Genomic DNA, 24846 nt, shown 5'->3' with positions numbered 1-24846 from the left:
ACTACCCGCGGTCGCCTCCGAGGCCCAGGGCGTTGGCCCACACTTGGGTAGCCGTCTTGACGACGTCCTCGAACGGGACAGGGTTGCCGTCGGCGCCAGGTTCTTCCGAGACGAACGAACTGTAGGCAAGACGGCTCACCATCGCCGACAGTGCTCGAGAAGCCAGCAGCGGATCCAACGAGCTGTCTGCCTTGCCTGCCGCTTGCAAGCGTTCGATGGCTCGGGCATTACGCGAAATGAAGGTCTCGGCTCGGTCCCGACGCAGTTTCGCGAAAGCCGGATCGATGTGCGATACCTGTTCGAGCAGACCCATCAGCTTGGCGTTACGGCGAAATGCCGTCAGATAGGCACGGTTGCTCGATTCGAGGACCGCATACGGATTGTCGACATCGCGGACCCGCCCCATGCCGGGGTGCAACATGTCTTCCTGCGCAACGTCGAGAACTGCGGCGAAGATCTGCTCTTTGTTGTCGAAGTACGTGTAGAAGGTGCCGGTGGAGCAGTTCGCTTCCTTGGTGATGTCCGTGAGACGGGCGTCGAGATACCCGGCGCGCTCGAACACAGTTCGAGCCGCTGCAACCAGAGAAGCCCTGGTACGGACGCCGCGGGCGGTCACCGGCAGGTCACGCAGAAGCTCCGTCGCAGCCATGGATGGTGGCGGACGGTCTTCCCAGTTCTCCTGAGGTTCGGCGCGAGAGGTCACCAGCTACTTATACGGCAAAGCCGGCGACTTCTCGGCATCGGCGTCAGGTGATGGTGATTCCTCCGTCGACGGCGATGGTCTGTCCCGTGACGTATCCGCCTGCCTCGGATGCGAGCCACACCATGGTGGCCGCGAGCTCTTCCGGGTCACCCATGCGGCCGAGGATCAGGCGTGGAGCCATCGCGTCCAAGTAGCCGTCGTTGTATTGGTCGGTCATTTCCGACTTGAAGAAGCCTGGCGCGATCGCGTTGACGCGGATGCCTTTGCGTGTCCCCCACTGCTGTGCGAGGTCACGGGTCAGTCCGACGACACCTGCCTTGCTCGCCGCATAGGCGGCCTGCGGGAGTCCGGCGGTCGTCAATCCGAGAATGCTCGAGATGTTGACGATGGAGCTGCCCGGGAGCATGACGCGGCCGCACGCCTGCGCTGCCCAGTAGGAACCGTTGAGGTTGATGTCGATGACGGCGCGGAACTGGTCCGGGGTCTCACGGGTTGCCGGAACAGCGGTTCCGACGCCGGCGTTGTTGACCAGGACGTCCACGCGGCCGAACTTCTCCATCGCGGCGTCGACCATGTTCTGGGCCTGCGCGGGATCGACGATGTCGGTGGCCACGCACAGCGCTTCGCGGCCTGCGTCACGCACCAGCTTCGCGGTGTCTTCGAGCTTGTCGACGCGGCGAGCTGCGAGGACGACGTCCGCACCGGCCTCTGCTGCGGCTTTCGCAAACGCCACCCCGAGGCCCGACGACGCACCGGTCACGATGACCACTCGATCGGTCAGAGAGAACTTGTCGAGAACAGACATGCGCGGTGATGCTCCTGTGTCGTCGGGTTCGGGAAGTGACGTATGGACGGCAGTGACGTATCGACTGCAGTTGCGAAATTACAGGCCGAGATCGCGGCCGATGAGTTCCTTCATGATCTCGTTGGATCCAGCCCAGATCTTGGTGACGCGGGCGTCCATCCACGCGCGAGCGGCGCGGTACTCGGTCATGAAGCCGTAGCCGCCGTGCAACTGAACACAGTGATCGAGGACCTCGTTCTGAACCTGCGCGGTCCACCACTTCGCCTTGGCGGCGTCGATGGCGGTCAGCTCGCCGGCAGCGTGTGCCGCGACGCAGTTGTCGACGTAGGCCTGAGTGACCTCGATGCGGGTCACGAGATCCGCGAGAAGGAATTTGTTCCACTGCAGCGAGCCGATCGGCTGACCGAAAGCCTTGCGGTCCTTGGCATATTGCAGCGTCTCTTCGAGGATCGGAGCAGCGTGCGCGATGTTGGACACCGCAGCGCCGACGCGCTCCTGCGGGAGCATTTCCATCATGTGGATGAAGCCGCGGTCGATCTCACCGATGATGTTGGTGGACGGCACGCGAACGTTCTCGAAGAACAGTTCGGCGGTATCGGACTCGTGCTGGCCGACCTTGTCGAGCTTGCGTCCGCGCTCGAAGCCTTCCATGCCGGTTTCGACGGCAAAGAGCGTGATGCCCTTGGACTTCTTCTCGGGGCTGGTCCGTGCCGCCACGATCACGAGATCGGCGTTGTAGCCGTTGGTGATGAAGGTCTTGGAGCCGTTGATGATCCAGTCGTCGCCGTCCTTGACCGCGGTGGTCTTGAGCGAGGCGAGGTCGGATCCACCGGAAGGCTCGGTCATTCCGATGGCCGTCAGCATCTCACCGGTGCAGAACTTGGGCAGCCAACGCTGCTTCTGCTCTTCGGTGGTGAGCTGAACGAGGTAGGGAGCTACGACGTCGGCGTGGATACCGAAGCTCGAGGCAACAGCTGCACTGGCGCGCGAGAGCTCTTCTGCCAGAACCGCGTTGAAGCGGTAGTCGCCGGCTTCGCTTCCGCCGTACGCCTCCGGAACCTCGAGCCCGAGGAAACCGTTACGTCCCGCTTCGAGCCAGATTTCACGATCGATGAAGCGCTGGTCGATCAGCTTCTCTGCGACCGGAAGGATGTTCCGGTTGACGAATTCGCGGGCAGATTCGCGAAATGCCTCGTGATCGGGTCCGTACAGAGTGCGACGCATGACGAGTTGCTTCCTTTCGGCGTGGCAAGGCCACACGTAACGATGTTTCTAAGCATTCGCTTAGAATCTAAGCACCTGCTTATAGTGAATCGAGAGCGGGATATTGTCAACATCGAAATCCGTCACACCTGGAGGAAACCGTGAGCGACTCACCTGACGTGGTGATCAGCCCCTCCAAAGCCGCGGCCCGTATCCGCGCGGCAGCCGTGGACGCTTTTGCCTCCGCGGGCTACGGCGGCACCACCACCCGTGACATCGCTGCGCGCCTCGACATGAGTCCCGCCGCCATGTACCCGCACTACCGCTCGAAAGAAGAGTTGCTTTTCGCGATCAGCTACGAAGGGCACACCGAAGCGTTGAAGGTGGTCGAGGGCGCCGACCGACCGGGTGAAGAACCATCCGTTCGCTTGCAGGAACTGATCAGCACGTTCGCCAGTTGGCAGGCGGGGCACCATTCACTCGCTCGCGTTGTCCAGTACGAACTCACTGCCCTCACACCAGAGCACTACCGAACCGTCGTCGCGCTTCGCCGCAGCACGACGCGGGTGGTCCGGGAGGTTGTCGATGCCGGCGTGCAGTCGGGCGATTTCACGATCCCCGATGCCGAAGGCGTCACCCTCGCCTTGATGTCCCTGTGCGTCGACGTGTGCCGCTGGTTCCCTGCCGGCAACTACACGAATCCGGAAGACATCGGAAAACTGTACGGAGACCTGGCATTGAGGATGGTGGGCGCCGCCTGAATCAGGTGACGCCGACCGCAGAAAGGACTCGGCCAGTGGCCAACCGCACCTATCTCTACTCGACCCCTGTTGCTCCGCATGAGAATCCGGCTGCCGCTCGCACCCGTGGACTCAAAGGAATCTCGGAGTGGTCGTACGCGATACCGCTGGTCCCGAGGATCCTTGTGTCCGTGAATCCGCTCGCCCGCCAGTCGATCATCTGGGACGACACCCCCGACCTGATCGCGGTCACCGCGCCCTGTGGTCCTGGTATCGCCCGGCTCGAAGACTTCCTCGGCCGCATCGATCACCCCGAACTCGGCACGATGGCCGGCGATGCGCTGCGTTTCCTGCGCAGCCACACCGAACCCGACCACTACTTCGTCCTCGAGTGCGGCGAGATCTTCGACATGGACGACGAACCGTTCGCCGAACAGGGCGCGGCCCTGATGGCCGGTCTGGCGAACATCGATGTGGAGATGGAGGCGGCTCTGGCCACGCTCGCACCCACCAAGCCGAAGTTCTGGGAGAGACTGTTCACACCGACGCAGGAGAGCGTCGAGGAACCGCTACGCGAACTCGGCCTCGGTTACTGGTCCGAGACCCTGTACTTCGATTTCGACCTCCCGAGATAGCCGAACCGGCACAGCCATCGGTTTCAGACCAGTTGGTCCGCAAACAGGTACCCTCGGATTTCGTGCCCGACAACTCCACCGATCTACCAACCACTGCGTCCACCGTCCTCGGCGGTTGGGGTCGCACAGCCCGATCGACCTCGCACGTCGTTTCGACCCCTGATGTAGAGGCGATCGCTGAGGCCGTCGCCCGCGTCGCAGACGACAATGCAGACAAGCCCATGCACCTCCGACGCGGAGTCATCGCCCGCGGTCTGGGTCGGTCTTACGGAGACAACGCGCAGAACACCGGCGGCTTGGTCATCGACATGACTGCCTTCCGTCGAATTCACAAGATCGATGCCCAGACCCGACTGGTGGAGATGGACGCCGGAGTTTCCCTCGATCAGCTGATGCGGGCGGCACTACCGTTCGGCCTCTGGGTCCCGGTTCTCCCCGGAACACGCCAGGTAACCATCGGCGGAGCGATCGCCTGCGATATCCACGGCAAGAACCACCACACCGAAGGCAGCTTCGGAAATCATGTCCGCTCGATGGATCTGCTCACTGGCGACGGCAGTATCCGAACCTTGGAGCCGCATGGCCCGACATCCGAGCTCTTCTGGGCTACCGTCGGCGGAATCGGCCTGACCGGGATCATCCTGCGCGTCACCCTCGAGATGACGCCGACCGAAACGGCGTATTTCGTCAACGACGGCGCTCTGACCGCGAGTCTTGATGAAACCGTCGCTTTTCACAGCGACGGCAGCGAAGCCGACTACACGTATTCGAGCGCCTGGTTCGATGCAGTCAGGGCGCCGCCGAAGCTCGGCCGGGCCTCGATCACGCGTGGTTCGTTGGCGACCGTCGACCAGCTTCCGCTGAAATTGCAGAAGAATCCGTTGAAATTCGATGCACCACAACTGTTCACGACTCCGGATGTTTTTCCCAACGGCTTGATGAACAAGCTTTCGGCCTCTGCGATCGGCGAGTTCTACTACCGCACCGGCGGCAACTACGTCGGAAAGGTCCAAAATCTGACGCAGTTCTACCATCCGCTCGACCTCATCGGTGAGTGGAACCGCGCCTACGGGTCCAAGGGATTCCTGCAATACCAGTTCGTGGTACCCGTCGACGCGGTGGACGAATTCAAGAGCATCATCCGCGATATCCAGCGTTCGGGACACTACTCAGCGCTCAACGTCTTCAAACTATTCGGCGAGGGAAACGCAGCGCCACTGAGCTTTCCGATGTCCGGGTGGAACGTGGCCTTCGACTTCCCGATCAAGGCCGGACTGGGTGAGTTCGTCGCTTCCCTCGACAAACGGGTACTCGAATTCGGCGGTCGCCTCTATACCGCGAAGGACTCTCGGACTACCGCAGCAAGCTTCCACTCGATGTATCCGCGCATCGACGAGTGGATCCAGATGCGCAGAAACATCGATCCGACAGGTGTTTTCGTGTCCGACATGGCCCGAAGGCTCGAATTGGTCTGAGGCGGCGCTCAGCCTGAAACCTCACCCAGCCGCCGCTCCAGGTAGGCCCTCTCCGGTTCCGTACCAACGAGTTTCAGAGCTTGCCGATACGCAGATGCTGCCGCGTCGGCACGCCCCAACCTCGCGAGCAGTTCGGCGCGCGCCAGGTGATACGGGTGGTAGTCGGCAAGTTTGGGCTCCGCTGCCAGTTCTTCCAACGCTGCCAGCCCAACCTCCTCGCCGTCGCGCATCGCCAGCGCCACTGCCCTGTTGACTGCGACGACAGGCGAAGGCGTCAACGTGAGGAGCACTCCGTAGAGCGCGCAGATCTGCGGCCAATCGGTGCTCTGCACATCGGCGGCCTCGTCGTGCAATGCGGCGATAGCCGCCTGGACCCCGTACGGCCCCGGCGCTCCCCCGGTCAACGCGACCACGACCAGGTCGCTTCCTTCCTCGATCATCGGCGTATCCCAGCACCCGCGATCCTGATCTTCGAGGAGCACGATCGCGCCACCGGCGTCGGTACGGGCACCCCGGCGCGCATGGACGAGAAGCATCAACGCGAGCAACCCGGCGATCTCGCGCTCCTCGGGAAGCAAAGCGCGCAAGATCCTCGCCAGCCTGATCGCCTCTACTGCTAAGTCGACGCGTTGCAGATCTGGACCCGAACTCGCTGCGTACCCCTCGGTGAACACCGAATAGATCACCTGCAGAACACCAGGCAGACGTTCCGGGAGTTCTTCGGCGCTGGGAGTTCGGAAGGGAATCCGAGCCTGACGGATCTTCTTCTTCGCACGCACGATCCGCTGCGCCATCGTCGCCGAGGGCACGAGGAAGGCCCGAGCTACTTCGGGCGTCGTCAACCCGCCGAGGCAACGCAAGGTGAGTGCGATTCGGTCGTCCTCGGCGAGCGCCGGGTGCGAGCAGGTGAAGAACAGCTGCAACCGCTCGTCGGGAAGTTCCCCCTCGACGACGCGAGGCGCCGAGTCGGCACGGTCGGCGTCCACCTGCATCACGGCCAATCGCGCCGCGTAGGCCTGATCACGACGAAGCCTGTCGACGGCTTTACGACGCGCCGTGGTCAGCAGCCAGGCACCGGGTTTTTCCGGAACTCCGTCCACGGGCCAGTGCACCAACGCGGCCTCGACGGCTTCGGACGTGACTTCCTCGGCCAGATCGAGGTCACCGAAACGGCGGACGAGCGAGGCCAAGAGCCGTCCACGTTCCTCCCGGAACACTGACTCGATGGAGTTCTCGGCCTGCTCGTCCACGGCGAATCAGTCCCCGAATCCGGCCAGCGGACGCACCTCGACGCTGCCACCGTCGCGCGCGCCGGGGCACCGCGCGGCCCAGGCCAGCGCCGCATCCAGATCGGGAACGTCGATGACGTCGTAGCCGCCGAGGATCTCACGTGTTTCTGCGAAGGGTCCGTCGGTGACGGTCTTTTCTCCGGACTGCGAGACTCGAACCGTTGTCGTAGTCGTCAGGTCGGCGAGGGCATCGCCGGACACCCAGATACCGGCATCCTTCATTTCCTTGTCGTATTGCTGCCAGTCCTCGAACGTGCACTGGGGTTCGTTGTCTCCGCCGGGCGCGGTGTAGATGAGCAACATGTACTTCATGACTGACTCCTTGGTCTGTTGTTTCTCTTCCGGCTTTCTTGCCTTACAACATGACGACGAACGGTTCTCCCCGGAATCGACAGGCGACTCGAAAAAACTTTTGGCGGGTTCGTCCGAGGTGCTGCCGTTAGGCTGAGTGTATGACCGAACGCGACCGGGACGCCGCTGGGAAACCCCTCAATTCGCGGCCCCGCGACGGACTCGGCCGTCCACTGCCACGCGACGCGCCGGGCGGCGTTCCGCGCATTCCGGACGATGTACGCCTGCCACCAGACGAGTCCATCACCGAGGCTCAGCGCCTCCTCGACCACGGCATGCCTTTTCACGCACACGAGATTCTCGAAGGAACGTGGAAAAGCGCGCCGCCCGAGGAACGTGACCTGTGGCAGGGACTGGCTCAGCTGGCCGTCGGGCTCACCCATCTGCTTCGGGGCAACAACACCGGCGCCGTCTCACTCCTCGGCCAGGGTCACGACCGCCTCAGGCACTACGAAGTGGAAAGCCCGCACGACCTCGACATCCCTGGTCTTCTGACGTGGTCCGAACACCTGCTCGCCGAAATCGATCGCCCCGGCGATTTCCCCGCCCCTCCGATTCCGAGGTTGAGAATCCCCTGATGCCCATCTTCCCCATGTTTCCGCTCGGCTCCGCATTGCTACCGGGCGAGGTGTTGCCGCTGAACATCTTCGAGCCTCGGTACCGCGCGCTGGTCGAGAACGTTCTCGAAGCTGCCGACGGCCCACTGTTCGGGGTAGTGCTCATCGCTCGTGGCCACGAGGTCGGCGGCGGCGAATCACGTCACGACGTCGGCAGTCTGGCTCGGATCGAGTCTCATGTCGCCATGGGTGCCGGACGGTATCAGCTGTACTGCCGGACCGAGGATCGCATCCGGGTCAATCGCTGGCTGCCGGACGATCCCTACCCGCTTGCCGAGGTCGAACTGTGGCCGGACGAGAACAACGGAACACCCGTCACCGCTTACGAATACGACTCTTTGCTCGAGCGCATCGAGTTCATGTACGGCATGTTGGGAAAGCTCGCACTACGAGCCGGCGAACAGACCCCGCGAATGCCCGTCCCACCTGATCCCTTGGATCCGTTGGGTTCTCGGCTGTACGCCCTGGCACGAAGTATTCCGATGGGTGACGCCGATCGTCTGGCTGTACTGACCGCGCCAGGCGCCGACGAACGTATCCGCACACTCTCGGAGGCAGTCGAGAACACCATCGAGGTAGCGCAGTTCAATCTGCTCTGAGCGCGACTACGCCATCGTCTGGCCCATGTCGATGACGATCTTCGTCCCGGTGACCGCTCTTGAGAGATCTGTCGCGAGATAGACCACGGCGTTGGAGATGTCCTCGACGGTGGTGCGCGGGACGGACGTGAGCGGCCACTTGTACGAGTTCATGTACTCCGGATGAGCGGTGAGTACCTTACCGACGTTGGGATCGTTGCCCATCTCGGTCTCCACCGCTCCAGGGTGGATGCTGTTGACTCGAATGTCGAAGCCGCCCAATTCCGTTGCCGCGGTGCGTGCCAAACCAACGAGGCCGTGCTTGGCCGCCGAGTAGTGCGCGCAGCCGGGCGCTTCGGCAACGCCGGCGGCACTGCTCACAATCACTATGGAACCGCCGTTGCCGGCTTCGATCATTGCAGGAACTGCGGCCGCCATCGTGCGCCAGACACCATTGAGATTGATATCCACCAGCGTCGACCACTGCTCTTCCGGCATCTCCCAGAAACGGTTCCACGTTGCGATGCCCGCATTGGCGATCACGACGTCGAGGCGACCGAACCTGTCGACGCCCGACGCCACCGCCGCCCGCAGCGCCTCGAGGTCACGGACGTCCGCTACGGCGGTGACGATCTCGCGCCCCTCCGCTCGTACGAGACGAGCCGTTTCTTCGAGGTCGGCTTCAGTCGCGGCCGCGTAACCCACGTCTTCGGACACCGACGCGCACACGTCGACAGCGATGACGTGTGCACCTTCCTGCGCGAGTCGGATCGCGTGATTGCGTCCCTGACCCCGCGCTGCACCGGTGATGAAAACGACCTTGCCTGCCAAGAGTTGTGTCATGGCCGGGACGTTAGACGCTGATGTAGCCCGCTGCCTCCGCGTTCCCGCTCGACGGGAATCAGTCCTCCACGATGACGACGTGAAGATTCCTCGGACCATGGACACCTTCGACGCGTTCGAGTTCGATGTCGGAGGTCGCCGACGGGCCGCTGATCATGGTGGTGGGGCGCTCCGGCGTCAACTTCGCAATCGCCTCCGGCACTCCCACTTCCACACTGCTGCGATACACGACGCAGATGTGTGTGTCCGGTACCAGCGTCAACGCACGGCGGCCCTGCGATGGACCGGCGTCGAGGAAGATGGTGCCGGTTTCGGCGCACGATACCTTCGAGCCGGTGACAACGGCGTCGAGGTTCTCGAGTTCAGGAGCCGGTACGTCAGGGCCGTCCACCACCAGCGTTCCGTCGAATCCGGCTACCCACGATCGGTCGAGGCCGGCGGGGATTCCCAATGTGCGTAGCCCCTGTGCCGTCAGTATCGAGGTGACGACCTCGGCGATTTCTGTTGCAGTGCAACGGTGGACATGCGCCTTGTAGTCCTCGAGGCGATCGACGAACAGATCCATGCGGGCGTCGGCGGACATGGTTCTGCCAGTCCGGTAGTTTCGCGGTATCTCGCTCTCACGGGCGGGCGCCAAGGTGATGGCATCACGAATGCGTCCGAGTACCAACTCGCGTGAATTCATCTGTCTGCCTTCCCGTCGCGACGAGCCTCGTCCAATGCCGCGCGGCCTTCGTCGGAGTCCCACCAGGATCGGAAGGTCTGCTTGGGCGGCGCGGGAATGTCTCTGGCAGCAGTCCAACCGTTCAGTAGAGGTGGCAAGGTGGAGATCTTCGCCTTCTTGCCGGCCATGACGCGTCCGATCCCGGCGGCTTTCTGCGCGAGGGTCCATCGGCCCTCGGTCGACATCGCAATAGAGGCGGCTTTCATCGCCAAAGACTCTGCCGTGACACCGGATTGCTCGACCTTCTGGTGGCGCAATTCGACCAGAAGAGACGGTATGTCGATCTTGACCGGGCAGGCGTCGAAGCACGCACCGCACAGACTCGAGGCAAAAGGAAGCGTCGAGTTGGGATCGTCTTTGCCATGCATGCCCGCGAGCTGCGGAGTCAGCACCGCGCCGATCGGCCCCGGATAGGTCGATCCGTAAGCGTGACCACCGGTGCGCTCGTAGACCGGGCACACGTTCAGGCACGCCGAGCACCGTATGCAGCTCAGGGCTTCCCGTCCGATCTTGTCGGCAAGCGCGGCAGTCCGGCCGTTGTCGAGGAGGATCAGGTGGAACTCCTGTGGACCGTCGTCGGGCGTCACTCCGGTCCACATGGAGGTGTACGGGTTCATCCGCTCCCCTGTCGACGACCGCGGCAACAATTGAAGGAAGACCTCCAGATCCTGATACGTCGGCAGAATCTTCTCGATGCCCATCACGGTGATCAGCGTTTTCGGCAGCGTCAGGCACATTCGCCCATTGCCCTCCGACTCCACGACGGTCAGTGTTCCCGTGTCCGCGATACCGAAGTTGGCGCCGGAGACTGCGACCGGCGTCGTCATGAACTTGTGGCGTAAGAATTTTCGCGCGGCTGCGGCGAGCTCGGCCGGATTCTCCCCGAGGTTCGGATCGACATCTGGCATCTCACGAAGGAAGATCTCTCGAATCTCGGACCTGTTGCGATGGATGGCGGGAACCAGAATGTGCGACGGTTTGTCGTGGCCGAGCTGGACGATCAATTCCGCGAGATCGGTCTCGTAGGCGGTGATGCCCTGGGTTTCGAGATGCTCGTTGAGCCCGATCTCCTGCGTTGCCATCGACTTGACCTTGATGACCTCGTCGGTGCCGGTGGCTTTGACAAGTTCGGTCACAATGGCGTTGGCCTCGTTGGCATCCGCTGCCCAATGCACTTTCCCACCACGAGCGATTACTGCGGATTCGAACTGTTCGAGCAGTTCCGGCAACCGCGCCATGACGTCGGCCTTGATCGCCGCACCCGCGTCACGCAGCTCTTCCCAATCGGGAAGCTCGCCGGTCACGTTGATGCGCTTGGCACGGATGGTGTGCGTCGCCTTGCCGATATTGCGTCGCAGTTGCGCGTTGGCCAGCTCGTGATGTGCTGCGGCGGGAAACTTCTCAGTACCTCGCAGGAATCCTGCACCTTCGGGTGACCTCGGCGGGAAGCTGGGCAGACCCAGCGTCACAGCGCTCATGCGTGCACCCGGCTTTCCACCGACGCCAGAATCTCCGCGAGGTGAATGGTCTTGACGCCCATCTGCAGTCGCGACATCCCGCCGCCGATGTGCATGAGGCAGGAGGAATCTCCGGCGCTGCAGAATTCGGCGCCGGTGTCCGCGACGTGGCGAATCTTGTCCGCCAGCATGGCCGTCGACGTTTCGGCATTCTTGATGGCGAACGTGCCACCGAAGCCGCAGCAGGAATCTGCTTCGGGGAGTTCGACCAGATCGATGTCGCGGACGTTGCGCAGCAACTGAAGTGGTTTGTCTCCCACCCTCAGCATGCGCAGTGAGTGACAGGTCGGGTGATAGGTGACCCGGTGCGGGAAGTACGCGCCCACATCGGTGACCTCGAGAACGTCCACGAGGAATTCGGAAAGCTCGTACGTCTTTGCCTTCACGGTCTGCACCTGTCCACACAGCGACGCGGTGCCGTAACGCTCGGCGACGATCTCGTGTTGATGGCGGATCGAACCGACGCACGATCCCGACGGTGCGACAACGGCGTCGATCGACGTGTCACCGAAGGTGTCGGCGTAGTTCGCGACCAGCGGCAGCGCACCTGGCTGGTAGCCGGTGTTCACGTGCATCTGCCCGCAGCAGGTCTGCCCGGACGGAAACACGACGTCGTGCCCGAGACGGGTCAGCAGGAGGGCGGTGGCCTTGGCGGCGTCGGGAAACATCGTGTCCCCGATGCAGGTGGCGAACAGCGCTACGCGCATGTGGATCCCCGCAATCTGTCGGTGTGGTCTGACCACAGTAATACATCCCTGGACAGGCCACCCCATAAACGACGCCCACCCGGTTATGCTCTTGCCTCATGCCGACCGAGCCGGGCCCGCGAGCGTGGGAACAAGTACTGAGCCATCTCGAACGTCGGCTCGTTTCAGGCGAGGTCTCTCCAGGCCAGCGGCTTCCGGGAGAGAGAATTCTGGCGGCCGAACTGGGCGTCGGACGGTCATCGGTCCGCGAGGCCCTGCGCGTTATGGAAGCTCTCGGCCTGCTGAAAGCGCAGACGGGATCCGGCCCGACGTCCGGAGCGATGATCGTGGCCAAACCGACCGGCGGCATGACCATGCTGATGCGAATGCAGGTTGCAGCACAAGGGTTTCCGGTCTCGGACGTGGTGAAGACACGACTCGTGCTCGAATCCGAGGTGATGCAGTCCCTGGCATCGCGAACCCCGACACCTGACCTCAGCGCCGCTGTCGAACTGCTCGACTCGATGGACGACGCAGCTCTCTCGGCCGAGGAATTCCTGCTACTCGACGCGCAGTTCCACGTGGCGCTCGCCGACGCGGCGGGCAATCAGGTGATCGCAGCAATGATGACCGGCCTGCGCGAGTCCATCGAGGCCTACGTTCTCGCGGGCGTCCAGATCGACAGCTGGCCGAGCACCTGCACGCGACTACGTCACGAACACCGAGGATTGATCGATGCGGTCAACGCGGGTGACGGCGAACTCGCACGTCAGCGCATAGTCGGCCACATCCACGGTTACTACTCGGAAAGCGCTCACTCCAGCCGGTGACAGGGGGTGGTAATTGCACCTCCAGAAGTCGTGTACTGTTGGTTTCACACCGACGCGGGGTGGAGCAGCTCGGTAGCTCGCTGGGCTCATAACCCAGAGGTCGCAGGTTCAAATCCTGTCCCCGCTACAAAGAAGAGGCCCGTAGGTTGCGAAAGCGACCTACGGGCCTTTTGCTGTGCGCCTTTATTAACCGCCGGGGGTTAATAAAGGCGCACAGCAGTGGTTCACACCGCCACGTTGTGAAAATCGATCTCCGCGGCGAGCATGCCGGAGAACCACCGATCCAGGTCCTCGTCAGTGACGGACTCGGGCATGGCGTCGACTTCGCACGCCAGTACCGCCACCTGGGACACGAACGGCGGAGCGACATGCATGTCCACCCAGTCCTGCAACGCTGGTTCGCGCTCTACCTTCACTGCCGCCGCCTCCCGGCACCACGACAGATACAAGGTTTCCGCGGCGTACATGCCCACCAGGGCCGCCGCCCTGCCCTCTTCGCGAGCCAGCGTCAAGGCGTGGGTGGACAGCACGGCCGACTCCTCGACCAGAGCCGCTGCGTCCCCCTCGTAGGGGAAGCGGGAACGCAACTGCGCGAAATACTCGCGCTGTTCGCCGACCAGGTTGGACATCGACGTCACGTGGTCGAGCGCGTCGTCGAGCGTCGGGGATTCGGCGACCACCAACCCCAGCACCTTGACGGCCGTCAGTACGAATGCCTCTTCGATCACGAGGTACCGGCGAAATCCCTCATCACTCAACGTCCCGCCGATGGTGTCCTCGATGAATGGAACCGCCCGCGCGGCAGCGAGGTTGCTCTGCTGCCGCGCGAGCAGGTCTGAGGACCGACTCATTCGCCGGCGACCCAACTGATCAAGCCGTCGAACAGGTCGGTGTATCCGGGCCACTGCTCACAGAACTCCGGCGGAGCCCAGTGCGGAGAGCAGTCCGAGGTGAAGACGATCGACCGTCCGGCGCCGTATTCACCCGCAGCGACAAGCGGATCGCCGTTGATGGTGGCGGGAACCGCAGCACCGTCTTTTGCGACGACGCGGTTGTATCCCAGGAGCGCCGGCCACGAATCCCCGGCACCACCGAGAGCCGGGTGAGCAGCATCGACGACGGTGGGAACGATCCCGGCCGGTGTCTCGACGCGATCGTCCTCGGCCAGCATCGTCACAGGCAATACCTCGGCGATCGCGGTCTGCCGGAAAGCTGCTCGCGCCTGGAATCCGGAGAACGAGAGGTAGCCACCGATCATCATCAGCGAGCCACCCGCACCGACCCAGTCACGAAGCGCGACAAGGCGATCCTCGCCGGCGCGGAACTGGTCGAACACACCGGGAGCCAACTGCAGCGAGTTCGCTCCGATGTCGGAGAGAATGACGACGTCGAACTGGGACAACGCTTCTGCGGTGCCGGGGAACTGCGTCGGCACCAGGTGTGCGGGCATGTGTGTCACGTCGTGGCCACGTGAGGTGAGCGCATCCCGAAGCGGACCGACTCCCTCGACGTAGGAATGGACACTGAACTCGTCGACGCCCTTGACGTGCGTCGACGTCGTCATCCAGCTCTCGCCGGCGATCAGTACTCGTTTACCCATGACTGCTTCTGTTTCCTTTCGCGGCCTGCTCGAAGAGCGACCTCGGGTTGTCTCGCATCAGTGCGGACACTTGCTGGGGATCTACGCCTGCGCGCACCAACCGGGCGGCGAAGGCGAGTGGTACGTAGGAGAATCCGTTTCCGCCGTGCTTTCTGAGCATTGATTTGAGGAAGAGGTCGTGACTGAGCAAGAGTTGTGATGCGTGACCGGAGGTGACCAATCCGGCTACCGCACTGGCTGTTTCCGCCGGATGCGGAGAGAGACCCTCGCCGGGGAAATCGAAAGGCATCCCGATCATGTCGAACTCGAGAAAGACTCCGCGGTCGGCGAGCGATCGTTGGTAGTCGGCGTCGTGCCCCGACGGGTCCATGTGGCACAGAACTACGGCCTGCGGATCGACGCCCATCTCGTCGACCACGATGTCGACAACGTGATGTCCGACGCGCTGCCAGCCTGGAAGGTGGACGAACAGGGGGCACGTCCACCTCACGCTGAGCGATGCACGCCGCACGCAAGGCCTTCGCCTCGTTCTGAGTGAAGAGCGGCGAGATACCGATCTCCCCGATCACTCCCGGAGCCAATTCCTTTGCCGGATCGAAATCCGCGACGAGCGAGCCCGCCAGATCGTCGACACCGAGTTCGTGAACCTCGACCGGATGGGTCGTCTCGAGGTACCAGCCAGAACCCATGATCACTCGCACGTCTGACGTGCGCGAGAACTCCGCCAACTTCTCCGGCGCCCGGCCCAGTCCCGGCGGCGTCAGATCGACGATCGTCCGACCACCGAGGCGGGCGAAGTCCGCAAGGTCTTCCACCACGGCCGCTGCGTCGTCGACTCGACAATTGTCGAGACTGTAGTACGGATTGTCGTGAAGAAGCCAGGCATCCTCGGCGCGTACCGGACCGGCCAACCGCTGCGCCACAACCGGATCCGGGGCCTCGGTGTACGCACCGGTGACGTCGTTGTGCAGATGTTCGTGTGGGAGAACCAGTCCGAGTTCCGAGCTGTCCACAGTTCCCGTGACGGTACGAACCTTGCTCATGAGCGTGCAGGCCCCGAGGGTGCAGACTGCAGGTGTCGCCACAGCGCACTCAGTGTGTGTCCGCGCATGTTGATCCAGATGGCCAGAAGCAGAACGACACCGGTGATGATCGGCGTCAGGAACGGGCTCACGCCGAGCAAGGTCAGCCCGTTGGCGATGATGCCGGTCAGGACGGCGCCGATGACGGTACCGATCACCGTGCCGCGACCGCCGAAGAGGTTGGTGCCACCGAGAACCACCGCGGTGATCACGGTGAGCTCGAATCCCGTTGCGGAGTTGGCCGATCCCGAGCCCAGTCGAGCCGCGATCAGCAGTCCCGCGATGCCGGCAGCCAGGCCGGTGAAGACGAGCGTCATCATGAGCACGCGACGCGTGTTGACGCCGGACCGTCGTACCGATTCGACGTTGGAGCCGATGCCGGTGACGTAACGTCCGAAACGCATGCGGTTGAGCGCAATTGCTCCGATGACCACGACGACGAGAGCAATCCAGGCGCTGGCGGAGAACCCGAGGAACTCCGCAGTTCCGAGCTTCGCGAAGTAGGTGTCGGCCGGGACCGGAACGGAGAACCCTTCGGTCCGGTACAGCGCGATACCGCGGATGACGGACATCGTCGCCAGAGTCACGATGAACGGCGGAATGCCCTGATAGGCGGCGAGCCACCCGTTGACCAGGCCCCAGGCCGCACCCATCACCGGGGCGGCGACGAAGACCAGGGACGAATCGACGCCGGCCTGGATCAGCTCGGCACTCATTGCCGCGACGAACGCGACGATCGCACCGACGGACAGGTCGATCTGACCGGCCGTGATCACGAAAGTCATTGCCACCGCGATGATCAGAACCGGAGCGATCTGGGTCGCCAAGTTCGACAGGTTCGTGAACGTCAGGAATGACGACGTGGTTGCCGAGAAGACGGCTGCGACAGCAACTGTCACCGCCAGCATCGCGAGCGTCGGTTTGTTGACGCTGTCCCACAAAGAGGGTTTCGCGGCGAGCTTGCGCTCGATCGGCGCCTGGGTCTTCTCGAGAGTGGTCATGCCGTGGCTCCCTGTGTTGCTGCCGATGTCCGTTGCGGCACCGGAGTTCGAGTGATGAGTCCGACGAGGGACTCGATGTTCAGGTCGCCGATCGGAACGTCGTCGACGCTCTGCCCCTCGTACATGACCGTGATTCGGTCACACACGCGGAACAGATCCTGCAAGCGGTGCGTCACGAGAATGACGCCCACCCCGGCCGCTGCCACGTCCGTGATCAGCTTGAGTACCGACTCGACCTCTGCGACGGCGAGCGCCGCGGTGGGCTCGTCGAGGATCAGTACGTCGGGTCGGAAGGAGACTGCGCGGGCGATCGCGACGGTTTGCCGCTGCCCGCCGGACAGTTGCCCGATCTCCTGGTAGGTCGATTTCACCTTGACATGCAGGTCGGCGAGAATGTGAGCCGCCTTCTCGTGCATGGCGTGCCGGTCGAGGAACGGACCTTTTCGCGGTTCTCTGCCGAGGAACAGGTTGCTGGCGACGTCGAGCGTGTCGCACAGAGCCAGATCCTGGTAGACGATTCCGATCTTCTTCTGCTGCGCGTCGAGCGGCGTCGAAAAGCGTACCGGTTCACCGTTGACACGCATTTCGCCGCCGTCGTGCTGAACTGCACCGGCGAGAATCTTCATCAGCGTGGACTTACCGGCGCCGTTGTCGCCGACCACTCCGAGTACTTCACCCTTCGCCAGCCGAAGGTCAACTCCTTGAAGGGACTTCACCGGTCCGTACGACTTGGTGATGCCCGAGAGTTCGATCAGTGGAGGTGCCATGATTACTTCTCCAAGTAGTACATGTAGTCGGCTACGTTCTCCGGGGTCACGATCTGGGTGGGGACGGGGATGTTCGCCGGAGCGCCGCGACCACAAGCCAGGTCGATTGCCGAATTCATTGCCTCGTGGCCGAATTCGAAGGTGTTCTGCTGGACCACGCCTTTAAGCCAGCCGGCTTTGAGTCCGCCTACCGCCTGATCCGAAAGATCCCAACCGACTGCTTCGATGCGATCCTGCGCCTTCTGACTGTTGACCGCCGCGACGAGTCCGATCAACGCCGGCTCACCGGTTGCGTAGACGTACTTCATGTCGCCACCGCCGGTCAGCAGGTTCTCCGCTGCAGTCTGCGCGTTCTCCTGAATGTTACGTCCGTCCACGACGGTGCCGACGGTCATTCCGCGGCCGGTCACGGTCTCCGTGAAGCCCTTCTGCCGCTCCAACTGGACAGTGCTGTTGAGCGCACCGACGATACCGACCGTTCCGGTGTTGTTCGCGACGTCGGCCAAGGTGTTTCCGATCTTGGCACCTCCCTCGGCATTTGCCGTACCGACCTGAGTCGACAGTGCCGGATCGTCGATGGTCGCGTCGACAGCGACGACGGGGATGCCCGCGTTCTTGGCCTTGACCACCGACGGCTTGATTCCGTCCGTGTCGATTGCATCGACGATGATCGCGTCGACTCCGGCGGCGATCAGATTGTCGAAGGCGTTGGCCTGCGCGACGGAATCGTCGTTGCCACTGATGATCTGCAGGTCGACGCCTGCCTTGTCCGCGACGTTTTTCGCGGCATTGTTGATCTGGTTGAAGTACAGCGCCTGAAGGTTGATGGTCACCAGACCGACCTTGAGCTTGCCGTTCGTCCCGTCACAGCTTTCGGCGACCCGGGTCGGCTGCGGGACGGACGAGCCACCCGATGCGTCCTTCGAGTCACTCGACGAAGCCGAGTCACAAGCGGTGAGCGTGAGCGCGACTGCAGCTCCCAGCGCCAGAGGCAATGCACGTTTCATCATCGAGTCTCCAAAAGGGTGTGAGGGGTCAATGTTGCTGTGAAGCTGTCCAATTCATCTCGGGTGGGGCATCCGCGGGGGCCGGCGGTGGCGCACGCCAATGCAGCCGATGCCCCAGCGAGTCGTGCGGCGTCCACCGGTGAGCGCCCGGCGTCAACAAAAGCGATGTACGTACCGCCGAAGCAATCACCGGCCCCGACTGCATCGACGACGTCGACCACTACTGCCGGTTCGCTCGTCACCTCGCCGTCCGGTGTGGCCAGTGTCCAACCTCGCGAGCCGTCGGTCACCAGCAGGTGGGTGTTGTGCTCGGCGGCCAGCGTCTGCCACTGATCGAAAGCGATTCCGAACTCGCCTTCCCACAGGGCACGCCCTACCACGACGTGGTCGGCGAGCGCGAACGCGCGCAGCGCCGCGGCCTTGTTTTCACAACCGTCCAGATCGATTACCAGACTTACGCTTCCCGGCAGTACGTCAGGCAGAAACTCCGCCCGGTATCCGTCGAGGAACAGCCGTCCACCGCCGGCAGCGGCCAATCTGGTGACCACAACACCGATGCGTTCGGCATCGTTCGGGTCGTCCTGGCTGATGATGGAGCGATCGCCGTCCTGCGCGATGAGAACTACTGCCGTCGACAGGAACGCATCTCGCGGCGACCAACTGGTGTCGACGCCATCTGCCTCGAGGGCTTCGAGAAACTCGGTGGACCGCGCGTCCGGGCCCACGGCACCGGCAAAGATCACCTGCGCGCCCATTCTGGCCGCGGATACCGCAGCATTTGCATTCATTCCACCGTCGATCTGACTGATGGCCGTTGCCTGAACGCGCTCCCCGAGTACCGGTACGTGTGGGACATGTACCGTCACATCGTTGTTGGCGTATCCACAGAAGACAATCATGGTTACTTTCCTGCGGCCCGGGACAGTTCGCGGACCTTCTCGCCTGCGACCCGTCCCCACCAGCGTCCATTGTCCTTCACCGAGGATGCAACTATCGCGCCGTCGCATTCCTTCATCAGCGCTGCGACATTGGCAGCCGTGATGCCGGATCCGATGATCACCGGAAGAACGGTGTTGTCTCGGATCACGGAAACCTCGTCGACCGAAGCGGCGTCACCGGTGCGCGAACCCGTCGCGATCAGGACGTCCGCGTCGAAGAACTCGGCGTCTTCGGTCTGTTCCGCGACGGTGCGGTCCGCGACGATGGCATGCGCACCGTGCTTGACGTGCACGTCAGCGAAGATCCGGACCGGGTCGGCGCCGATGCGATGACGGAAGCGCGTCGTCTTGGCAGCCTGACCCTCGATGAAACCCTCATTGGCAATATAGGCATTGGCCCACTGATTGACGCGCACAAAACTCGCGCCTGCCGCCCACGCTGCGGCCACTCCGCACTCGCCGGCGTTGGACAGGATGCTGACGCCGACGGCCTTGCCGAACTCGCCGACCACCGCTGCCGTGATGACTCCCATGCTGGCGGCGGTTTCGTAGCCGTGTTCGCCGGGTTTGAGGAACGGTATGTCCCAGTGATTTTCGACGATCACGCCGTCGAAACCGTTGTCGATGTACGCGTGTGCTTCCTCCACGGCGAAGCGGGCAATCTCCGAAACCGGCTGCCCGGTGTAGTGCGGGCTGCCCGGCAGGGCTGGGAGGTGAATGGCCCCGATGAGAGAAGGCGTGCCGGTGAACATCTCTGCCAACGCCGAGGGCTTGGGCGGAAAGACTCCGAGCGGTGATGCGGTCACTTCAGCTACCCCATTCCATGCGCAAGATTTGCGCTGTATGTCCATGCACAAGATCTGCACACGATGTAATCGATTGCCTTGATGAATTAGCAGGTTATGCGATCAACACCGGGTTATGTCAAGGTTTTCACAATTCGAATTTGTAAACGATTGCCTCAATCGCGTTACATGCGGGACACTGGACCGTGCGGTTCGATAACCTCGGACCCGAATCGAGCAGAAAACGGGGGACGCATGCGCAAGGCGACCATTCGCGATGTCGCGGAACTGGCCGGGGTGTCGACTGCCACCGTCTCGCGGGCACTGTCCGGCTCCCGTCCTGTCTCGGACGAGCTTGCGGCGACGATCAAACGAGCCGCGGATTCTCTCGGATACTCGGGAAACATCATCGCCAGCTCACTGCGTCGTAATCGGACGGACACTGTCGGAATGGTGGTTCCGAGTATCGCGAACCCCTTCTTCACCTCGCTGGTGGTCAACGTCGAACACGTCCTCGCTCAGCGCGGACTACAACTGTTCCTGTGCGATTCTCGTTCCGACCCCGACGTGGAAGCGCAGCGGCTCAAGTCGCTCGTCTCCCGTCAAGTCGACGGAATCATCATCAGCCCGTGCCACGGCGAATTGAGTTCCGAAGCGGTCCGAGCCAGCGCGGCAACGCTTCCGGTCGTTCAACTCGACCGGTTTGCCATGGATACCCAGACGGACTGGGTCGGTGTCGACGACGACGCCGCTCAATCCCTGGTGATGGAGCATCTGTCGGAGCGTGGCGCGCGATCGGCCGCCTTCATCAGTTCCGAGCTGACCAATTCGTCAACAGAACTTCGCCGGGCCGGCTTCTTCCGCCACGCGGATCGAATGGGGATCGAAACTCGTGACGAGTGGACACAACTCGGCGAGTACTCGATCGAGTGGGGGCGCACGGCTTCCAACACCATCCTGACCGGCAGAACTCGTCCCGACGCTCTGGTCTGCGCCGACGACTTGATCGCACTCGGCGTGTTGCAGACCTGCCACTCATTGGGCATCGACGTTCCCGGCGACGTTCTGGTCACGGGTTTCGACAACATTCCCTTCTCCGAGTTGTGCAACCCTCCGTTGACCACCGTCGGGCAGCCGCAGGAGAGAATCGCGGAAGAAGCTGTGCGACTTCTGGATCAGGCGATGAACAACTCTTCCGAGTCGACAGCCCACATTGCGCTTGCTCCTGAACTGATTGTCCGTCAGTCCACCGTCGGCCAAGCAGCGGCAACCGCAACGTAGGCCGCAATCGCATCGTCCAGTTCGGACACCTTGACGCTTTCGTTCGCCGCATGCATCAACGAGGGAGTGCCAGGGCCCCAGATCACGACGGGAGCTCCGGGGGCGGCCGCGGCCAGTACCGAAGCATCGGTGAAGTACGAAACCGGTTCGGTTGCAACGGGGAACGGCAGGGTGGCCAACCACGAGTCCGATGCGTCGGTACGCACACCTCCCAGGTGAATCGACGTCTCCACCGAGTCGACTTCCGGTTGGGCGCGCCACCAAGCGAGCAGGTCGGTTCCGTCTCCCACCGTGCGATGATCGATCACCGCATGGGCACTGTCCGGCACGATGTTCGGAGCCGAACCCCCACCGACCAAGCCGAGGTTCCAGGTTTCTGCGCCCAGAAACGCGTCGGACGACAGCGGAAGCTCACGTCGAGCTCGGTCGACGACGTCGAGCAGTTTGAGGACGGCGTTTGTTCCGCGCTGCGGCGTACTCCCGTGCGCGGCTTTCCCTTTGACAGACACGTCGAGCCACAGTGCACCACGGTGCCCGAGGTTGATCTGATTTCCTGTCGCCTCGGGAACGATGACGGCCCCGACCTCGAGATTCGCTACGGCGTCGGCCGAACGAACGGCCCCGAGCGACCCGATTTCCTCGTCGCTCGTCAGCAGTAGTGCGACCGGGACTCCACGTTCGAAGGCGTCGATAACCGCGGCAGTAGCGGCGACAAGGCCGGCTTTCATGTCCGATGTCCCTCTGCCGAGGAACAATTCACCGTCGACCTGCGCGGCATACGGGTCGAATTCCCAGTCCGAGACAGTGCCCACCGGCACCGTGTCGACGTGGCAGGCGAACAACAGTCTTGCCGCCGAGGGTGCTGCTTCGTTGGTGATCAAGGCCCAGGGATGATTGCCGGTCAGGTCTGACTCCACCTTCGCCTGTGGCACACGTGAGAGAACCAACGAGACAATCGAATCCATCGCCCGTCGTTGAGGAGCGGCCTTCCCCGAGACCGTGTCGAGAGCCACCAGTTCCGAGAGAAGTCCGAGGGAATCCATGAACCCATTCTTGCACTCCCACGGATTCAGTGCGCTGCCAGCTGGGCGATGACAACGTAATTATCGTCGGTCGACTCTCCTTCGACCACATCACAATTGGCGAGGATCAACCGCCCGGGAACCGATTCACGCAACTCGTGAGTGCCCAGCAGCGAACCTTTGTGCAGCGGCCCGACGGTTTCGACGTCGTACTCGAGCACCCCGTTCGGTGTGCTCAGCAGGACGTGATCTCCTGGCTCCACCACCCGGAGCGCCCGGAACGGTGCTTCGCGAGTGGTGAAGTTGTGGCCGACGACAACAACGGTCTGTGTGGTCGACGTTCCCGGCATTCCGCTCTCACCCCACCACACCGGCAGCTCGTCGACCGGATTCAGCTGCTGCCCACTCTCGCCGCCGCGCATCAGTTTTTCCGAGTGCAACGGACTGCTCAGGTACGTGACCCCGGACGCAGACCTCAACTCGATCCGCTCAGGTTCTGCCGGATCGACGGTCACCGAAGCCGGTGCAGCCGCGATGTGCGACTGCACCGGCGAGCGATCGGGTAGCGATCCCGCGTTCTCGCCCGAACATCCGGAAACGAGGAGTGCGAGGATCGCTACCGCCGAGAGGCCGGCGCTACGCAGACGTGTTGCCTGTACCGTCATGACGCTTGCGACGAACAACCACCGTCGTAGCTGCTGCGGCGGCAGCGCCTACGACTCCGACGCCGATCAGTACAGCCGGCAGGTTGGAGCTGCTGCTACCGCTGGTGCTGCTTGCAGTGTCGCCGAGAGCAAGGTCTACCGGGGGCAGGCTTCCGGCGAGTGCCGCATCGCCGTCGGCATCGGTGACGTAGTAGTCGACAACGTTGAAGGCTCCCTTGTTGTTGTAGTAGCCGACCAGCTTGACGCCGGTCTTGTTCACTACAGCGGTGGTCTCGTCGACCTTCGTGACTCCGGAGCCGTCGTCGGTGTGCTCACCGATGATCACCTCACCGCCGACGCCTGTTCCGTTGTCGATCTCCTTCTCGCCCTTTGCCTTGAGCTCGTCGACGATCTTCTGCGCTGCATCCGCTTCGGCCTTTGCTGCGGCCGCGGCGGCCTGAGCTTCCTTGGCCTTTGCTGCTGCGGCGTCGGCTGCGGCCTTCGCGTCTTCGGCGGCCAGGTAAAGATCCTGCGCCTTCTTGCTCGCCACCTCGGCAGCTTCGGCTTTCTTGGCGGCTTCGGCGGCCTTTTCGTCGGCGATGGCTCGCTTGTCGGTGGCAGCCTCGCCCGCAGCATCGGCCTCGGCCTGTGCCGCCTCCGCGGCCTTCTGTGCAGCCTCGGCGTCCTTCTGTGCGGAAGCTGCGGCAGCTGCCGCTTCATCAGCAGCCTTACGGGCGGCGGTGGCAGCTTCTACCTCGGTTGCAGCTGCGGACTCGGCTGCCTTGGCCGTGGTTTCGGCGGCGGCGGCCACCTTCTGAGTTTCCTTGACGGTGATCGCGAGTTGCTTGGCATTCCACGCTGCGGCCAGCGCCTGAGCCTTGGCGACGGCTGCCTTCGCGAAATCCCAGTTCTTGAAGGCTTCCTCAGCCTCCTTGTTCTTGTCCGCAACCAGCTTGGCGTTTGCATCCGCGGCGGCCTTCGCCTCGTCGGCCTTGGCCTGCAGAGCATTAGCCTCGGCGCGCGCCTTTGCGGCCTCTTCGGTCTTGGGCCCCGAACCGGCGGCCTTTGCAGCCTCCTCGAGTTCCGCAGCCTTGGCTGCGGCAGCGTCTGCTTCTGCCTGAGCTGTTTTTGCTACCTCTTTCGCATCGGCCGCAGCGGACTCCGCAACCTTGGCCGCCTCTTCGGCTTCCTTGGCAGACTGTTCCGCGGCCCCAGCCTCCGCCTTGGCCTTGGTCGATTCGACCGCCGCCTTGGTTGCCTCGACGCTCGCCTGAGTCATTGCCTCGGTCGCCTTCACCGAAGTGTCTGTCGCTGCGGACGAGTCGACCCCCGCCGTCGCGGCTGCTTCGGCTGCCTTTGCTGCCGCGTCGGCTGCTGCTTTGGCTTTTGCTTCGGCTTCGGCCAGTGCTGCGGCGTCCGTACCTGCGGTTTCGACACTGCCCGCGCCCGCGACCCCGGCTTCAACCTTCTCGGGTGTGGTCTCGGTACTCGTCGCCGGGTCGGCGTCGGTGGTGGCAGCTGCCTCTTCCTCGGAGCAGGTCACCAGCGGATCAGCGCTCGGGGTACACACGGTTTCCGGCTCTGCCGATGCAATTCCCGTGCCGCCCACCGCCAATCCGAGAGCTAGAACGGCACCGGCGGCCGCAGAGCGGACCCTCCGAGAATGGGCGATGGACTTCTCCGACATAGCGCTCAACCTTTCGGCCTTCTTTACGAAGACGGC

Annotated in this window: 27 protein-coding genes, 1 tRNA gene and 1 pseudogene; 8 read left to right on the top strand and 21 right to left on the bottom strand. The window is 63.1% G+C overall.

The genetic code is table 11. The annotated features are described in order from the left end of the window. Nucleotide 1: 1 nt before the first annotated feature. From DBV08_RS24400 to DBV08_RS24390, 3 genes are all read right to left on the bottom strand, one after another. Nucleotides 2-649: a TetR/AcrR family transcriptional regulator gene (locus DBV08_RS24400; RefSeq protein WP_124569427.1), complete on the bottom strand. Its 648-nt coding sequence runs from the start codon at nt 647-649 to the stop codon at nt 2-4. A 97-nt stretch (nt 650-746) separates the two neighbouring features. After that, nucleotides 747-1508, bottom strand: coding sequence for an SDR family NAD(P)-dependent oxidoreductase (locus tag DBV08_RS24395; RefSeq protein WP_003939707.1), 762 nt, complete (start codon nt 1506-1508; stop codon nt 747-749). A 78-nt stretch (nt 1509-1586) separates the two neighbouring features. Further along, nucleotides 1587-2732 carry an acyl-CoA dehydrogenase family protein gene (locus DBV08_RS24390; protein ID WP_007730036.1) on the bottom strand — a complete coding sequence of 382 codons (1146 nt, stop codon included), beginning with the start codon at nt 2730-2732 and terminating at the stop codon, nt 1587-1589. Nucleotides 2733-2872: 140 nt separating this feature from the next. Between DBV08_RS24390 and DBV08_RS24385 the strand changes: the two genes are divergently transcribed. The 3 genes from DBV08_RS24385 (at nt 2873) to DBV08_RS24375 (ending at nt 5561) form a co-directional block, all read left to right on the top strand. Continuing rightward, nucleotides 2873-3472 carry a TetR/AcrR family transcriptional regulator gene (locus DBV08_RS24385; protein WP_054781655.1) on the top strand — a complete coding sequence of 200 codons (600 nt, stop codon included), beginning with the start codon at nt 2873-2875 and terminating at the stop codon, nt 3470-3472. A 35-nt stretch (nt 3473-3507) separates the two neighbouring features. Then, nucleotides 3508-4086: a hypothetical protein gene (locus DBV08_RS24380; protein WP_124569158.1), complete on the top strand. Its 579-nt coding sequence runs from the start codon at nt 3508-3510 to the stop codon at nt 4084-4086. 62 nt (nt 4087-4148) lie between these two features. Continuing rightward, a complete protein-coding gene (locus tag DBV08_RS24375; protein ID WP_124569157.1) occupies nt 4149-5561 on the top strand; it encodes an FAD-binding oxidoreductase in 1413 nt (470 codons plus the stop codon). 8 nt (nt 5562-5569) lie between these two features. Here the strand turns inward: DBV08_RS24375 and DBV08_RS24370 are convergent, their stop codons facing one another. Further along, nucleotides 5570-6811, bottom strand: coding sequence for an RNA polymerase sigma factor (locus DBV08_RS24370; protein ID WP_124569156.1), 1242 nt, complete (start codon nt 6809-6811; stop codon nt 5570-5572). 6 nt (nt 6812-6817) lie between these two features. Beyond that, nucleotides 6818-7162 carry a YciI family protein gene (locus DBV08_RS24365; protein ID WP_124569155.1) on the bottom strand — a complete coding sequence of 115 codons (345 nt, stop codon included), beginning with the start codon at nt 7160-7162 and terminating at the stop codon, nt 6818-6820. 140 nt (nt 7163-7302) lie between these two features. Here DBV08_RS24365 and DBV08_RS24360 point away from each other — a divergent pair, with 140 nt between their 5' ends. Together DBV08_RS24360 and DBV08_RS24355 are read left to right on the top strand one after the other, a co-directional pair. After that, on the top strand, nt 7303-7779 hold the full coding sequence (locus tag DBV08_RS24360) for a DUF309 domain-containing protein (protein WP_124569154.1): 477 nt from the start codon (nt 7303-7305) through the stop codon (nt 7777-7779). Continuing rightward, the gene (locus DBV08_RS24355; RefSeq protein WP_124569153.1) at nt 7779-8417 is read left to right on the top strand and encodes an LON peptidase substrate-binding domain-containing protein; all 639 of its coding nucleotides are present in this window, start codon (nt 7779-7781) and stop codon (nt 8415-8417) included. Before DBV08_RS24360 ends, DBV08_RS24355 begins: the two co-directional genes overlap by 1 nt. Before the next feature lie 6 nt (nt 8418-8423). Here the strand turns inward: DBV08_RS24355 and DBV08_RS24350 are convergent, their stop codons facing one another. Genes DBV08_RS24350 through DBV08_RS24335 form a run of 4 tightly spaced genes read right to left on the bottom strand, consistent with a single transcriptional unit; the run spans nt 8424 to nt 12187 of the window. Then, nucleotides 8424-9239, bottom strand: coding sequence for a mycofactocin-coupled SDR family oxidoreductase (locus DBV08_RS24350; RefSeq protein WP_095972104.1), 816 nt, complete (start codon nt 9237-9239; stop codon nt 8424-8426). Nucleotides 9240-9297: 58 nt separating this feature from the next. Beyond that, the gene (locus tag DBV08_RS24345; RefSeq protein WP_124569152.1) at nt 9298-9924 is read right to left on the bottom strand and encodes an LUD domain-containing protein; all 627 of its coding nucleotides are present in this window, start codon (nt 9922-9924) and stop codon (nt 9298-9300) included. Further along, complete coding sequence (locus tag DBV08_RS24340; RefSeq protein ID WP_124569151.1) at nt 9921-11441, bottom strand: LutB/LldF family L-lactate oxidation iron-sulfur protein; 1521 nt, start codon at nt 11439-11441, stop codon at nt 9921-9923. Before DBV08_RS24340 ends, DBV08_RS24345 begins: the two co-directional genes overlap by 4 nt. After that, the gene (locus DBV08_RS24335) at nt 11438-12187 is read right to left on the bottom strand and encodes a (Fe-S)-binding protein (protein WP_095972101.1); all 750 of its coding nucleotides are present in this window, start codon (nt 12185-12187) and stop codon (nt 11438-11440) included. Before DBV08_RS24335 ends, DBV08_RS24340 begins: the two co-directional genes overlap by 4 nt. Before the next feature lie 98 nt (nt 12188-12285). On the opposite strand from DBV08_RS24335, the gene DBV08_RS24330 reads away from it, so the two are divergent. Next, a complete protein-coding gene (locus tag DBV08_RS24330; RefSeq protein ID WP_124569150.1) occupies nt 12286-12996 on the top strand; it encodes a FadR/GntR family transcriptional regulator in 711 nt (236 codons plus the stop codon). Between the two features lie 53 nt (nt 12997-13049). Then, nucleotides 13050-13123 (top strand) — tRNA-Met (locus DBV08_RS24325). 97 nt (nt 13124-13220) lie between these two features. Here DBV08_RS24325 and DBV08_RS24320 read toward each other — a convergent pair. From DBV08_RS24320 to DBV08_RS24285, 9 genes and pseudogenes are all read right to left on the bottom strand, one after another. Continuing rightward, the gene (locus DBV08_RS24320) at nt 13221-13847 is read right to left on the bottom strand and encodes a TenA family protein (RefSeq protein WP_095972099.1); all 627 of its coding nucleotides are present in this window, start codon (nt 13845-13847) and stop codon (nt 13221-13223) included. Continuing rightward, nucleotides 13844-14596, bottom strand: coding sequence for a glutamine amidotransferase (locus tag DBV08_RS24315; RefSeq protein ID WP_124569149.1), 753 nt, complete (start codon nt 14594-14596; stop codon nt 13844-13846). Before DBV08_RS24315 ends, DBV08_RS24320 begins: the two co-directional genes overlap by 4 nt. After that, nucleotides 14589-15107, bottom strand: a complete 519-nt coding sequence (locus tag DBV08_RS32990) for a hypothetical protein (RefSeq protein WP_260395739.1) — start codon at nt 15105-15107, stop codon at nt 14589-14591. Before DBV08_RS32990 ends, DBV08_RS24315 begins: the two co-directional genes overlap by 8 nt. A 37-nt stretch (nt 15108-15144) precedes the next feature. Further along, nucleotides 15145-15639, bottom strand: a pseudogene (locus DBV08_RS32985) (phosphotriesterase); the annotation flags it as partial. Continuing rightward, complete coding sequence (locus tag DBV08_RS24305) at nt 15636-16679, bottom strand: ABC transporter permease (RefSeq protein WP_003939698.1); 1044 nt, start codon at nt 16677-16679, stop codon at nt 15636-15638. The gene DBV08_RS24305 and the pseudogene DBV08_RS32985, both read right to left, overlap by 4 nt. Continuing rightward, entirely contained in the window at nt 16676-17446 is a 771-nt protein-coding gene (locus tag DBV08_RS24300; protein ID WP_003939830.1) for an ATP-binding cassette domain-containing protein, read from the bottom strand. The genes DBV08_RS24305 and DBV08_RS24300 overlap by 4 nt, the downstream gene beginning before the upstream one ends. Before the next feature lie 2 nt (nt 17447-17448). Further along, the gene (locus DBV08_RS24295) at nt 17449-18456 is read right to left on the bottom strand and encodes a substrate-binding domain-containing protein (RefSeq protein WP_124569148.1); all 1008 of its coding nucleotides are present in this window, start codon (nt 18454-18456) and stop codon (nt 17449-17451) included. Next, nucleotides 18453-19352 (bottom strand): carbohydrate kinase family protein, encoded by a 900-nt coding sequence (locus tag DBV08_RS24290; RefSeq protein ID WP_095972096.1) that lies wholly within the window; start codon nt 19350-19352, stop codon nt 18453-18455. Before DBV08_RS24290 ends, DBV08_RS24295 begins: the two co-directional genes overlap by 4 nt. A 2-nt stretch (nt 19353-19354) precedes the next feature. Then, entirely contained in the window at nt 19355-20197 is an 843-nt protein-coding gene (locus DBV08_RS24285; protein ID WP_124569147.1) for a BtpA/SgcQ family protein, read from the bottom strand. 234 nt (nt 20198-20431) lie between these two features. On the opposite strand from DBV08_RS24285, the gene DBV08_RS24280 reads away from it, so the two are divergent. After that, entirely contained in the window at nt 20432-21457 is a 1026-nt protein-coding gene (locus tag DBV08_RS24280) for a LacI family DNA-binding transcriptional regulator (RefSeq protein ID WP_124569146.1), read from the top strand. On the opposite strand, the gene DBV08_RS24275 is transcribed toward DBV08_RS24280, so the two are convergent. Genes DBV08_RS24275 through DBV08_RS24265 form a run of 3 tightly spaced genes read right to left on the bottom strand, consistent with a single transcriptional unit; the run spans nt 21418 to nt 24810 of the window. Further along, the gene (locus tag DBV08_RS24275; RefSeq protein ID WP_124569145.1) at nt 21418-22500 is read right to left on the bottom strand and encodes a M20/M25/M40 family metallo-hydrolase; all 1083 of its coding nucleotides are present in this window, start codon (nt 22498-22500) and stop codon (nt 21418-21420) included. The genes DBV08_RS24280 and DBV08_RS24275 overlap by 40 nt on opposite strands. Before the next feature lie 26 nt (nt 22501-22526). Further along, complete coding sequence (locus DBV08_RS24270) at nt 22527-23144, bottom strand: sortase domain-bontaining protein (protein WP_124569144.1); 618 nt, start codon at nt 23142-23144, stop codon at nt 22527-22529. Next, nucleotides 23116-24810, bottom strand: a complete 1695-nt coding sequence (locus DBV08_RS24265) for a hypothetical protein (RefSeq protein ID WP_124569143.1) — start codon at nt 24808-24810, stop codon at nt 23116-23118. Before DBV08_RS24265 ends, DBV08_RS24270 begins: the two co-directional genes overlap by 29 nt. Between the last annotated feature and the right edge of the window lie 36 nt (nt 24811-24846).

The sequence above is a fragment of the Rhodococcus sp. KBW08 genome, assembly GCF_003852455.1.
Lineage (GTDB): Bacteria > Actinomycetota > Actinomycetes > Mycobacteriales > Mycobacteriaceae > Rhodococcus_F > Rhodococcus_F baikonurensis.
Note: the sequence above shows the minus strand (reverse complement) of the source record. Positions and strands in the feature narration are given on the sequence as shown.